This is a genomic window from Chryseobacterium endophyticum, assembly GCF_056333165.1.
In genome coordinates, this window is the sequence record NZ_JBWGXE010000001.1 from 412,695 (window position 1) to 425,950 (window position 13,256).

Annotated in this window: 11 protein-coding genes; 7 read left to right on the plus strand and 4 right to left on the minus strand. The window is 38.9% G+C overall.

Translation table 11 applies throughout. From position 1 onward, the window contains the following. Positions 1 to 49 precede the first annotated feature (49 nt). Together AC0N32_RS01995 and AC0N32_RS02000 are read left to right on the plus strand one after the other, a co-directional pair. Positions 50 to 391 carry a hypothetical protein gene (locus tag AC0N32_RS01995; RefSeq protein WP_476392204.1) on the plus strand — a complete coding sequence of 114 codons (342 nt, stop codon included), beginning with the start codon at positions 50 to 52 and terminating at the stop codon, positions 389 to 391. A 28-nt stretch (positions 392 to 419) separates the two neighbouring features. Continuing rightward, positions 420 to 797, plus strand: coding sequence for a hypothetical protein (locus AC0N32_RS02000; RefSeq protein WP_476392205.1), 378 nt, complete (start codon positions 420 to 422; stop codon positions 795 to 797). Positions 798 to 861: 64 nt separating this feature from the next. On the opposite strand, the gene AC0N32_RS02005 is transcribed toward AC0N32_RS02000, so the two are convergent. Both AC0N32_RS02005 and AC0N32_RS02010 read right to left on the minus strand, forming a co-directional pair. Further along, the gene (locus AC0N32_RS02005; protein WP_476392206.1) at positions 862 to 1,908 is read right to left on the minus strand and encodes a PA0069 family radical SAM protein; all 1,047 of its coding nucleotides are present in this window, start codon (positions 1,906 to 1,908) and stop codon (positions 862 to 864) included. Positions 1,909 to 2,025: 117 nt separating this feature from the next. After that, positions 2,026 to 2,217 carry a hypothetical protein gene (locus AC0N32_RS02010; RefSeq protein ID WP_476392207.1) on the minus strand — a complete coding sequence of 64 codons (192 nt, stop codon included), beginning with the start codon at positions 2,215 to 2,217 and terminating at the stop codon, positions 2,026 to 2,028. Between the two features lie 135 nt (positions 2,218 to 2,352). Between AC0N32_RS02010 and AC0N32_RS02015 the strand changes: the two genes are divergently transcribed. Next, the gene (locus tag AC0N32_RS02015; protein WP_476392208.1) at positions 2,353 to 2,718 is read left to right on the plus strand and encodes a hypothetical protein; all 366 of its coding nucleotides are present in this window, start codon (positions 2,353 to 2,355) and stop codon (positions 2,716 to 2,718) included. A gap of 16 nt (positions 2,719 to 2,734) precedes the next feature. Here AC0N32_RS02015 and AC0N32_RS02020 read toward each other — a convergent pair whose 3' ends face one another. Together AC0N32_RS02020 and AC0N32_RS02025 are read right to left on the minus strand one after the other, a co-directional pair. After that, entirely contained in the window at positions 2,735 to 5,428 is a 2,694-nt protein-coding gene (locus AC0N32_RS02020; RefSeq protein ID WP_476392209.1) for a hypothetical protein, read from the minus strand. A gap of 28 nt (positions 5,429 to 5,456) precedes the next feature. After that, complete coding sequence (locus tag AC0N32_RS02025) at positions 5,457 to 6,254, minus strand: DUF2797 domain-containing protein (RefSeq protein WP_476392210.1); 798 nt, start codon at positions 6,252 to 6,254, stop codon at positions 5,457 to 5,459. 86 nt (positions 6,255 to 6,340) lie between these two features. Between AC0N32_RS02025 and AC0N32_RS02030 the strand changes: the two genes are divergently transcribed. From AC0N32_RS02030 to AC0N32_RS02045, 4 genes are all read left to right on the plus strand, one after another. Then, positions 6,341 to 7,363, plus strand: a complete 1,023-nt coding sequence (locus AC0N32_RS02030; protein ID WP_476392211.1) for a GDP-mannose 4,6-dehydratase — start codon at positions 6,341 to 6,343, stop codon at positions 7,361 to 7,363. Between the two features lie 140 nt (positions 7,364 to 7,503). Beyond that, entirely contained in the window at positions 7,504 to 7,725 is a 222-nt protein-coding gene (locus tag AC0N32_RS02035; protein ID WP_027382805.1) for a DUF2795 domain-containing protein, read from the plus strand. A gap of 125 nt (positions 7,726 to 7,850) precedes the next feature. Next, positions 7,851 to 10,925 (plus strand): preprotein translocase subunit SecA, encoded by a 3,075-nt coding sequence (gene secA / locus AC0N32_RS02040; protein ID WP_476392212.1) that lies wholly within the window; start codon positions 7,851 to 7,853, stop codon positions 10,923 to 10,925. A gap of 150 nt (positions 10,926 to 11,075) precedes the next feature. Further along, entirely contained in the window at positions 11,076 to 13,211 is a 2,136-nt protein-coding gene (locus AC0N32_RS02045) for a TonB-dependent siderophore receptor (RefSeq protein WP_476392213.1), read from the plus strand. Positions 13,212 to 13,256: the final 45 nt, after the last annotated feature.

Sequence of the window (13,256 nt, forward strand, 5' to 3'; positions counted from 1 at the left end):
TTATCTCATCATTAACTGTAATTGCGGAATTTCTGCTAAATTAGTTCTCATGAAAAATTTGTTTTTTATACTTGTTGTTTCACTATTGTCGGCTGTTTCCTGCTCAAAAAAAGAGCCGCAGGATCTGTACCCGGCAGACAGTCCGAAGGCAGGCTATGATACTGTGGCCGTGGATTCATTTTCCGCCGGCGCAACATCTGTAGACGTGGTACAAAAAATCAAAATGTCCTCGCAGAAATATCAGGATTCTTTAAAAGAGGCCCTGAAGCTTCAGGAACAGGAGAAGAAGATTAAAGAAGAGCTGGAAAAAGAAAATAAGAAAAAAGAGGAAGAAGATAAAAAAGAAAAAGCGGCCGGGACTTCTGCTGCTGCCGAAACAAAAACAGAATAGTATTTAACATTTAAATTTATCAATACGTATGAAAAAAAACATTTTATCAGGATTAATGATTGCTGCACTGGTCGTATCCTGCACCAAATCAACATCAAAAACCGAGAAGGTGGAAAACCCGGACGGTACTGTCACCACCACAACGACCACCGTCTCTGAAAGCGGATTAGGTGTTGATACCGCCAAAGTCGATGAGGTAAAAGAAAAAACGCAGGCCAGGATTGACGCGGCCGGAGAAAAGATAGACAACGTTGCAGAAGACGCTAAGAATAAAATAGATGCCACCGCAGACAAAACGAAGGAAAGCCTTCAGAAAGCCGGGAAAGATGTAAAAGAAGCGGCTGCGAAAGGAGCCGGAAAGGTTGAGGAAGGAGCGAAAAAACTTAAGGAAGATTTAAGCAAATAAATGAAAAGGCTGTTTACGGATTGTAAGACAGCCTTAATTTTGTAATTGATATTATCATTGTTTATCAGTCAAATAACTTCAGCTGCTGATCTTTGGAGCCGGTAAAGTTTTTGGACGATAGTTTGGGAAATTCTTTTCCTTCGAAAAACTTCTTTCTCCCGATTTTGAAAGTGGTGTGAATCATTTCTGCAATATTTCCCTCTCCCTTCTGCCTGTCGAAATATCTTTTCTCGCCAAGTTTTCCTCCCCGCATGGAACGGATTAAATTCAGAACTTTCTGCGCACGATCCGGAAAAGCATTTTCAATCCAGTTTATAAAAACAGGCTCTACGGTATCATTCAGCCGTACCAGCGTGTAGCCGAAGCTTTGTGCGCCGGCTTCCGAAATGGCTTTTAAAATAGCTAAAGGCTCATCACTGTTCAGCCCGGGGATAATAGGTGCCACCATGACATTCACCGGAATTTTGTTTTCTGATAGGATCTCTATGGCTTTCAGTTTATTCTTGGCGGAACTTGTCCTGGGTTCCATGGTTCTCCGCAGTTCTTCATTAATGGTCGGAATGCTTAATGAAACCGACACGAGATTCTGTTCGGCCATTGGTTTTAATAGATCGATATCTCGGAGTACAAAAGCGTTTTTGGTAAGAACATTTACCGGATGCCTGTAATCCAGGCACACCTGCAGAAGCTTCCTTGTAATTTCAAACTGCCTTTCTGCCGGCTGGTAACAGTCTGTGTTTCCGGAAAGAAGAATAGGCTCCGGTTTATAGCCTCTTTTCTGAAAAAACTTTTCAAGAAGTTCCGGGGCATTTTTCTTTACCATGATCTTTCTTTCAAAATCGATCCCGGCACTGTATCCCCAATATTCATGGGTAGGTCTTGCGAAACAGTATGAGCAGCCATGCTCACAGCCCTGATACGGATTCATAGAATATTCCATCGGCAGATCTTCACTTTTTACCTGATTAACAATGGTTTTCGGGAAAACTTCGGTGAAAGAGGTTTTTACAGATTCATAATCTTCATCTTCTGGCTCATAAGTGTACCGGTCGAAACGATTGATCACATTTCGCTGAGCGCCCTGTCCTTTTATGATGTTTTCATTCTGCATTATCTTGTAAAAATAGAATGGAAATTTCAGATAATAATGAGTTTTAACACTAAAGTTTTCCACAAAAAAATCCGGCGCCCTGTTGGTGCCGGATTCGCTGATTTGAATATATTTTTACTACTTCAGTGCGTAAAATTCTATACCGTGATAATCATCTTCCTGATTCTTATCAAAGTGTCTGTGATAATCTGAATAAGCGTCACTGTATCTTTTATCTTTTTTATGCAATATTTTTTTAATTCCGATGATACTTAATACTGCCAAAAGACCAACTCCTCCTGCCAGTAAAACTCCAACTTCCTTTTTCATATTTTCTCTGATTTATTATCCTGTCTATTGCAAAAAGTATACCCAATGCTATTTGGGTTTTATAATTTTTGTTAACGTTGAACGTACTTTAAATACCATATTTCTTGTGTGAATGGTTTGATTATTGCATTTTAGATGAAAAATATTATTATGGAAGGCACCGGAAATATTGACAAAATGACCACATTGAGCCAGGTCATGACAAGACTCACACAAAGAGGAATCCACAGGGAATTCAGGATGAATGAAAGCTGTGAAATGAAACTGGAAAATTCTGAAAAAGTATATCAGCCTGATGAACTCACCATCATAAAAACATACCGTTTTGAAGGGCCAAGCAGTCCTGATGACAATGCAGTTCTGTATGTGGTAAAAGACACCGCTGGAAATATGGGAATGATTATAGATTCGTATGGCGCAGGAAGCAATTATCCCAAAGAGTTTGATGATTTTCTACGCAAAGTTCCTATTCTCGAAAGTGACGAATTTGATTTTGATTAATATAAAAGGCCCGGAACTATTCAGTTGCGGGCTTTTCTTTCTTCTTAAATATTCCTTTTAAGAACCCTTTTTTTTCTTCTTTACCGGTTTCGGATGGTTTTTCCATTGCTTTGTCAGAAGGCTCTTTTTGGGCTGCTTTTCCTATTTCTTTGGCAGACTGTTTCATGTCTTTTACGCCGTTCTTAACATTTTTTGCCGTAGAAACAGCTTTATCGGCAGTTTTTTTGGCCTTGTCTATATTGATTCCGATAAGAGTCTTCTTTAATCCCTGCTCGATTCCCTTCCAGAAAAGATTGAAGAATGACTTGGTGGGATCTCTCTCAACATCTTCCACGTCTACATCTTCTGGCAGATTTCCCGAATCCGACTTTACCAGCAGGTTGGCGATGGCCGTCAGAAATCCTTTTTTCTCTTTATTTTCTTTGTCCAGAATAGCCACCTTCAGATCTTTATGCTTGAGATTGAATTTGCCATTCAGACCCTTCGGATTTCCTCTGAAATTGAAAAGCATTTCCTGGATCGTTCCGGTCGCGGTGACATGCAGATAAGGACGGATAAACGGATTGATTCCCGTTGCAGGAAGGTTGGTCGTTCTCCCGGATATATTAAAATTATCACCTCTGTCCGCCACATCAAAATTCCAGTTTACCGAAAGCGGAGCCAGATTCATGAATGAGCAGTTGATTTTGATATCCACACGCGTCGGCCTGCCTTTTGTTTTAGCTGAATTCAGGTTTTGAACATTCATGTTGAAATTGCTGAATGTCAGTTTTCCGGGACCTGCACTTTCCGGCGTATCTTCTTCGTAGACTAATTTTGAATCTTTAAGGTTAAGTTGGCTCACCACCATAGGAATTTTGATGGAGCGCAATAACTTTGAGTATAAAGGTTTTTCCTTCGGATCGTCTTCCGGAATTTTACTTCTGAAAATAGTGGCATCTGCTTTATTAATCGTTACATTCGACGCATTTATCGATTTCTGGTCTGAAAAAAAATTCCATGTGCCGTGCGCGGTAATCTGACCGGCCGTGATGTCGTACAAATCCCTCTCTACAGGAATCATTTTGATAAACTGGGCTCTCGAAACGAGAGGCTTCATGGCAAAGGCGGATACATTGATATTATTCTGATCCAGCTTCAGCAATGCAGCCGTCATATTATAGAACCTTGTTTTATAGGCGAAATTTTTAGTCGAGACCGAATACTTGCCGATTTTCGGCTCCATTCCCGAGCCGTCTTTTTTAGAAACAAGCTCAATATCGCTCACCGTTGCATTCAGATCATTAAAACTCAATGGCTGATTGTCTTTGGAATAAATAATATCCGAATTCTGAAGGACTACTTTTCTGATCACAATAGGTGACTGAATGCCATCAGCGTTTGTTTTTTTAACATTTTGATTTTTATGGGTTCCCGCTGTTATTTTTCCTTTGACACGGCTGATCAGAATGTCCTGGACATCAAGGTTCATTTTTTTGTCGGCAAAATCCCATTTATTGATGTTAAATCTCACATAATCTGCCAATAGATCCATAGAGGTTTTATCGGGTGCGCTTCCGTTGGGAACAATAGCGATGTCTCTTACTTCTCCTTTTTTAGGATTTAAATAAATGCTTCCGAAAGTGAAATCCTGGTGATTTGAAAACAGAACTTCTTTCCCGGAGACCTGAAAGTTTTTATAGCCAACAGGAACGAGTTCCTGCCTCGTTTCTTTGTCAAATTTCAGCTGGTTTATGTCCACATAGAGATTTTTAGCATACAGAAGCTTCTTTCCATTAGGCTTCATAATCTGTACCTTGGCGTTATCCAGTTTCACATTGGCAAGATTGAGCTCAAAATCAGAAGGTTTCTTAGGCTTTACGGAGGACGCCTCCGCGGTGTAGATAAGCAGGTTGGGTTGATAAAAACTTGCGTTGGCCAGAGAAACGTTGTTTTTTTTCAATGCAAGGTCTGTAAATTCCATCTTCCTGACCTCCAGCTGGAAAAGCTTATTTTTCTTGGGATAATATTTTTTAAACTGATCAAAGCTCAGGACCGGCATCAATTGAAAATCATCAATCGACATCTTACCATTAGCTGTTTTAATCGAGTTGATTTTCAGTGCATAAACATCATCCGGACGTAAAAAAAAGTTCTTTCCTCTGATAGTGTACTGGTCAAATACAACAGGAAGTTTATCTTCAACAGATTCCTCGGTAAGCTGAAGGTTTTCCACATAAAGATAAAGATCCTCTACAGATAAGAATTTTTGTTTGGTATGTTTGAAAACACTGATGTTTCCGTCGTTGATCCTGATGTTTACAAACTTTACAGGATTTCTTTTTTTTCCGGTTTTGTCATCCACAGGCTTTGCCAGGACCACATTCAGGTTGGGTTTTGAAAGCAGAAGGTCTGATGAACTGATCTGTTTGTTGAACAGTGCATCATAAATTCCGAAACGGCTTATTTTTAACGTGTCAATAGTCCCTTGGAGACCGATCACATTAATGTTTTGTGGATTTTTACTGTTGACTGATATTTTGGTGGCCAGGATATTTCCTGACATCAGATCAACTTCCATGCTTTTGTAGGAAACCTTGTAGTCGGTATTATTCTTAATGTATTTCGGAAGCTGGGTTTTAAGCCAGATGTTGAGTCCGAAATTTGCCAATAAAATAATCACCAACAAAATTCCCAGACCAACAAACAGCTTTTTAGCCCATTTTTTCATGTTACCTATTTTGTTTTTGATATAAAGATCAATTCTTTACAAAAAATTCGATCACATATCCTTCATGGCCCCTGACATTGATGAAGTTTCCTCCCTCAAAGCCCAGATATTGACCCTTAATTCCGGTTAGTTTTCCGGTGAACTCGGGTCTTTTGTCCAGTGTGAAAGAAGTTACTTTTTCAGGTTTTTCGAAAGGATAGTCAAACCGCCACAAATCCTCGCCTTCACTGTAGAATTTCTGGAAATCATCAGGAAAATATGCTCTTATTTTCTGCTGAAAATCAGCCAGGTCAATATCATCTTCCAAATCATCCTGAAGCATTTTTTTCCAGCTTGTTTTGTCGGGAACATGCTGCTTGAGGGCGACTTCTATCATTCCTGCTTCATATCTGTTTTCGGTTCTTGCAATAGGCAGAGCAAAAGTCGCGCCCTGATCGATCCATCGTGTGGGAATTTGTGTATTTCTCGTAACACCGACCTTCACCTCTCCGGTATAAGCCAGATAAACCGTATGGGGCTGCAGCTGAATTTGTTTTTCTACTTCCAGGTCGCGTTCTGCAACTCCAAGATGCGCGGTAGAGAGCTCAGGACGGATGATGGTGTCGCTGGCATAAGGACTTTCAAAGAAACAGTTTTTGCAGAAACCCATTCGGTATATCGGCTTATTTTGCTGGCAATGTACACATTGGAAACCGGTATGTTTTATTGTTAATTCTTTTCCGAAAAGTTCATTCATGTGAATGAGATCGCCGGAAAGGTTAAGGTAATATTGAATAGGCTCATCATTGAAGCTTATCATCTTTAAAATTTGTCCCTGGAACTGCATAGTGATATCGATTACTTTTCAGGTAAAATTAATGATTATATTTTCAAAAAATAAATTTATATTTTTGTTGGACTAAAAAGCCACAAATGGTCTATCTTATAACAGGTGGAAGCGGATTCATTGGTTCTCACCTTTCAGAACAATTATTAAAAAAGGGACATTCTGTCATAAATGTTGACAACTTTGATGATTTTTATAATTATCAGATAAAAGTTAGGAATACTTTAGATTCAATACAGAATTATTCGGATTTTGAATTTACGGAAAAACAGGAAGATATCCACAGATTAGCAACTGTCGTACAATCTGAACGGTATGCCTTATATTACCAGGATATCCGTGACAAAAAAGGTCTGGAAAAAATCTTTAAAGAACATACGATTGATATGGTTGTGCATCTTGCGGCACTGGCCGGAGTGCGCCCTTCCATTGAAAGGCCTTTGGAGTATGAAGAAGTCAATATCCGCGGCACCATGAACCTGTGGGAGTTGTGTAAGGAATTTAATGTCAAAAAAGTTGTTGCGGCATCCTCGTCAAGTGTGTACGGGAATAATGAGAAAATCCCGTTTTCGGAGACCGATAATGTAGATAAGTCGATTTCTCCTTATGCTGCTACGAAAAAATGCGGCGAAATCCTTGGCCATGTATATCATGATCTGTATAACATCGACATGATACAATTGAGGTTTTTTACGGTTTACGGACCCCGACAACGGCCTGATCTTGCTATACATAAGTTTACCCGATTAATCACGGAAGACCTTGAAATCCCTTTTTACGGAGACGGAACGACAGCAAGGGATTATACTTATATTGATGATATTATCGATGGAATCGTAAAGTCGATCGTTTATCTGGAAAATCATTCCGATGTATATGAGATCATCAATTTGGGTGAAAGCGAGGTCATCACGCTGAATGAAATGCTTCATGTCATAGAAACCACATTGGGAAAATCTGCCATCCGGAAAAATCTGCCAATGCAGCCCGGAGATGTCCTGAAAACCAATGCCGATATTACAAAAGCCATGACATTAATAGGCTATAAACCTGACACCAACTTCCAAAATGGCATAAAAAAATTTGTGGAATGGTTTTTGAGAAAATGACAGCAAACCGGCAGACAATGTAGTAAAACAAGCGCCTGGCCTGTTGAATGAACAAAAATTAATAAAAAGAATTGAAAATCAGGTGTAAAAAAGCATATAATATAAGCTATTTTTATACTTTTGCAAAAAATTAGAAAATTATGTACTGGACATTAGAATTAGCTTCATACTTAAGTGACGCACCTTGGCCAATGACAAAAGCAGAGCTTATTGATTACGCAATCAGAACTGGTGCACCTATGGAAGTTGTGGAAAACCTTCAGGCCATCGAAGATGAAGGAGAAATCTATGATGCAATCGATGAGATCTGGAGCGACTATCCTACGGACGAAGATTATCTTTGGAACGAAGACGAATATTAATTGAAAGCATTAAGCTTTAGGCATCGCTTAGAGCTTTTTTGCCCTTTTTTACATATCAATTTACACGATAAGCGTGTTATTTAAAACGCTTAAAGCATATCGCTTTAGGCATAAAGCAAAAATTTATGAGTTTTTTAAACAAAGTTCTTAAAGGGTTTTTGGGAGACAAGAAAGCGCAGGACCTAAAAGAAGTAAAAAAAGTTGTAACAAAAATCAAAGCTGTTGAACCTAATATTCAACAGTTATCTGATGACGAATTGAGAGAAAAAACTGCTGAATTTAAAGGAAATATTAAATCGGCAACTGAAAAAATCTCATCTCAGATAGAACAGATACAAGAGCAGATAAAAAATTCGAAAAACGTTGACGAAAAAGAAGCGCTTTTTTCAAAAATTGAGGCTCTAAAAAAGGAATCATACGACATTGAAGAAAAAGTACTGGGTCAGATTCTTCCCGAAGCTTTTGCATTGGTAAAAGAAACGGCCAGAAGATGGGCACAGAACGGAGAGATCCGCGTGAAGGCAACAGACTGGGACAGACAATTGGCTGCTGCAGGAAAAGACTTCCTCGAGATTCAGGGTGACCAGGCCGTATGGAAGAACTCATGGGATGCTGCCGGAACTCCTGTAAAATGGGATATGGTACATTATGACGTACAGTTTATCGGAGGGGTAATCCTTCATAGTGGTAAAATTGCTGAGATGGCAACTGGAGAAGGTAAAACTTTGGTGGGTACACTTCCTATTTTCCTAAATGCCCTTCCGGGAAGAGGTGTTCACGTTGTAACCGTGAACGATTACCTCGCCAAAAGGGACTCCGCATGGATGGGGCCTTTGTACCAGTTCCACGGAATGTCGATCGACTGTATCGATAACCACCAGCCAAATTCAGACGGAAGAAGAAAAGCATATAATTCGGATATCACTTACGGAACCAATAATGAATTCGGTTTCGATTATCTGAGAGACAACATGGTGACTTCGCCTTCAGAACTCGTACAGAGAGAACTGAACTTTGCCATCGTCGATGAGGTCGACTCCGTTTTGGTAGACGACGCCAGAACACCGTTGATCATTTCCGGACCGGTTCCTCAGGGAGATCGTCAGGAATTTGACGTGCTGAAACCTTCTATCGACAGAATTGTTGAGGTTCAGAAAAAAACGGTTTCGGCCATTTTCAACGAAGCGAAAAAATTAATCGCTGCCGGAAACACCAAAGAAGGAGGGTTTAAATTGCTTCAGGCTTACAGAGGACTTCCTAAGAACAGACAATTAATCAAATTCTTATCGGAAAGCGGAAACCGTGCCTTGCTTCAGAAAACAGAAGCACAATACATGCAGGATAATAACCGTGACATGCCGATCGTAGATAAAGATCTATACTTCGTTATTGAAGAGAAAAACAATCAGGTTGATCTTACCGATAAAGGAGTAGAATACATGTCCCAGGGGAATTCTGATCCGAATTTCTTCGTACTTCCGGATATCGGAACTGAAATTGCCGAACTTGAAGCGAAAAATTTATCTAAAGAAGAAGAATTCGAGGCTAAAGAAAGATTATTCTCTGACTTTGCAGAAAAGTCCGAAAGAGTTCACACAATGAGCCAGCTGCTAAAAGCCTATACATTGTTTGAAAAAGATGATGAGTATGTGGTAATCGACGGCGAAGTGAAAATCGTTGATGAGCAGACCGGCCGTATCATGGAAGGAAGAAGATATTCAGACGGTCTTCACCAGGCAATTGAAGCTAAAGAAAACGTGAAAATCGAAGCCGCTACGCAGACCTTTGCAACCATTACCCTTCAGAACTATTTCCGTATGTACAATAAACTTGCGGGGATGACGGGTACAGCAGAAACGGAAGCCGGTGAGCTTTGGGAAATCTATAAATTAGACGTTGTGGTAATTCCTACCAACCGCCCGATTTTAAGAAACGATAAACAGGATTTGGTGTTTAAAACCAACCGTGAAAAATACAATGCCGTTATTGAAGAAATTGAAAGATTAACAGCCGCAAAAAGACCTGTTCTGGTTGGTACAACTTCTGTTGAAATTTCTCAGTTACTGTCAAAGGCATTACAATTAAGAAAAATTCCTCACCAGGTTCTCAACGCCAAACTTCACAAGAAAGAAGCGGAAATCGTGGCCGGAGCAGGGCAACCGGGCGTTGTAACGATTGCAACGAACATGGCCGGTCGTGGTACCGATATCAAGCTTACCAACGAAGTGAAAGAAGCAGGAGGTCTGGCCATCATCGGTACGGAAAGACACGATTCGAGACGTGTTGACAGACAGTTGAGAGGTAGAGCGGGACGTCAGGGAGACCCGGGAAGTTCCCAGTTCTATGTTTCGCTGGAAGATAACCTGATGCGTTTGTTCGGTTCTGAAAGAATTGCGAAAATGATGGACAGAATGGGTCATAAGGAAGGCGAAGTGATTCAGCATTCTATGATTTCCAAGTCGATCGAAAGAGCTCAGAAAAAGGTGGAAGAAAATAACTTCGGAACCAGAAAAAGACTTCTTGAATATGATGACGTGATGAACAAGCAGCGTGATGTGATCTACAAGAGAAGAAAGAACGCTTTGTTTGGAGATCATCTTAAGTATGACATCGCAAATATGATTTTCGATGTAGCCAATTCCATTGCGGCAAAAGGAAAAGCATCCGGAAGTTATAAAGATTTTGAATACGAAATCATTAAAACGTTCACCATGGAATCTCCGGTGTCTGAAAATGATTTTAAATCGAAAACCGTTCAGGATCTTACCAATATTTTATTTAAAGCTGCTCAGGAAGACTATCAGATGAAACTCAACCTGTTGAAAGAGAAGTCATTCCCGATTATTGAGAATGTTTATCAGAACCAGGGATCGATGTTTAAAATGATTCAGGTTCCTTTCACAGACGGTCATAAGACCATGACGATTGTGACGGATCTTAAGGAGGCTTATGAAACGCAGTGTGACAGCTTAATCAACGATTTTGAAAAGAATATCACATTGTCCATCATCGATGAAAACTGGAAACTCCACCTTCGTGAAATGGACGATTTGAGAAGATCTTCTCAGGGAGCGGTCTACGAACAGAAAGACCCGCTGGTAATTTACAAGCAGGAATCTTTCCACTTATTCAGCGAAATGATCGATAAATTGAACAAAGAAATTATTTCATTCTTATACAAAGGAGAGATTCCGGCGTAAGAAAAGTATTTTCAAAATATAGAGAAGCCGCTTCAGAACTGTCTGGAGCGGCTTTTCTTATTGATGATATATTAATTTTATGACAAATATCAATCCAATTATTTATTTAGAATAATTAAAAACAATATATTTGCAGAAAATTTTACTTTCATGAAAAATGTACTGATCTGCGCATCACTATTAGGTTCTATGATAACTTTTGCTCAGGAAAACGATACCATCAAATCGAATGATATTGATGAAGTTATTGTGACGGGTTATATAACTAAAAATAGTGAGTCAGCGAATAAAATGCCTTTAAAAGATATTGAAAACCCTCAAGTATATAATACGGTCAATAAAAATGTCATTAAAGAGCAGGTCGCTACAAGTTTAAATGATGCATTAAAAAACATAACAGGTATTGCCAGATTATGGGAGTCTACAGGTCGTGGAAATGATGGTGGAGAATATTATACAATGAGAGGTTTTACTTTGCAACCGAATCTGTTAAATGGGATGCCGGCTTTCAATAACGGAACAATTGATCCTGCAGGAATTGAAACAATTGAGGCTATAAAAGGGCCTTCCGGTACATTATACGGAGGCAGTGTTATATCTTATGGAGGATTGTTAAATGTTGTAACTAAAAAGCCTTATAATTATTTCGGAGGAGAAGCGGGTTATGTATTAGGAAGTTACGGACTAAATAGGATTACTGCTGATATTAATTCTCCGATCGGTAAAAATCTTTATGCGAGGATTAATGCTGCTTACCAAAAGCAAAACTCTTTTCAGGATGCCGGGGAATATGAGTCTTTTTATGTAGCACCTTCAATAAAATTTGTTGCGAATGATCGGTTGACATTTTATGTAAATACGGAAATTAAAAAGTCGGATGCTGTCAATGCACCAATGATATTTTTAAGTAGATATTCTCCGCTATCATTTAATTCAATGGATTTATTTGAGCGGAATTATAAAAATTCTTATACCAGCAATGAATTGAATATCAAAAATTCCACATTTAATATTCAGGCTGAGGCTCATTATAAAATATCTGATGAATGGACTTCCAAAACCATTGTGTCACGTGGAAATACGAAAACCGACGGTTACAATCAATACTTATGGGATTTGTCTAATGGCGATCAGTTCACAAGATTCATCTCAAAATTAGGAGGTGAAACCAATACGACAGGAATACAACAAAACTTTGTAGGAAATTTCAATATAGGATCTGTAAAAAACAAATTGTTGGTAGGCTTGGATTACTTCCAGAGAGATTTTCTGATTGGAGGTACAGGATGGGCAGGATTTGGTACGATTTCTTTAGTTAACCAGACTGACACAAATGCAAAAAAACTAAACAGAGCAGCAGTTGATTCAGCTTTATTAAATACCGAGCAGGAAATTAGTACAAAAGGTACAAAAATATACAGTGCATATATTTCTGATGTGGTAAACATTCTTCCCAATTTATCAGCCATGGTAAGTTTGAGAGTTGATCACTTTACTGGCGACGCATCTGCATATTCTACAGAAAAATCAGATCCTACAACAACTCTATCACCTAAATTCGGGTTGGTTTATCAGCCGATTATGGGTAAATTATCCATATTTGCAAACTATATGAATGGTTTCCAAAATGTAGATCCTCAGAATATTCAGTATACTGATGCACAGGGTAATGTCTTAAATCAAGAAATAAGATATTTTACTCCTGAGCATGCAAATCAGTGGGAGATAGGTACAAAAGCGAGTCTCGTAAAGGATAAGTTATCAATTACAGCAAGCTATTATGATATTAATGTTAAAAATAAAGTGATGGGAACTGGTCCTGGGATATCTCAGGGAGGAGAAGTTGATAGTAAAGGCTTTGAGATCAGTGTTGTTGGTAGCCCAATCGAAGGCTTAAATGTTATTACAGGATTTAGTCATAATGACAGTAAGGTAATTGCAGGGGACGAAACTTATATAGGATACCGTCCGGAAGAAGCAGGTCCAAAAAATCTTTTCAACTTTTGGGCAAATTATAAAGTACAAGACGGAACCTTGAAAAACTTTGGTCTTGGATTCGGTGCCAACTCTGCAAGTGAATTATATACATTAAACCGAGCCACTATCGGAACGTTTGCAATTCCAAGTTATACAGTTTTCAACGCAGCATTATCTTACAATGAAGATAAATACAGTTTAATTCTTAAAGTAGATAATCTTACCAACAAAAAATATTTCTCTGGATGGTCAACGGTAACTTCTCAAAGACTAAGAGCTGTTTCGCTTAGCCTAAATTACAAATTCTAAATAACTAAAAAGTTAACCCGTCAAAAGGTTAACTTTTTTCTCATC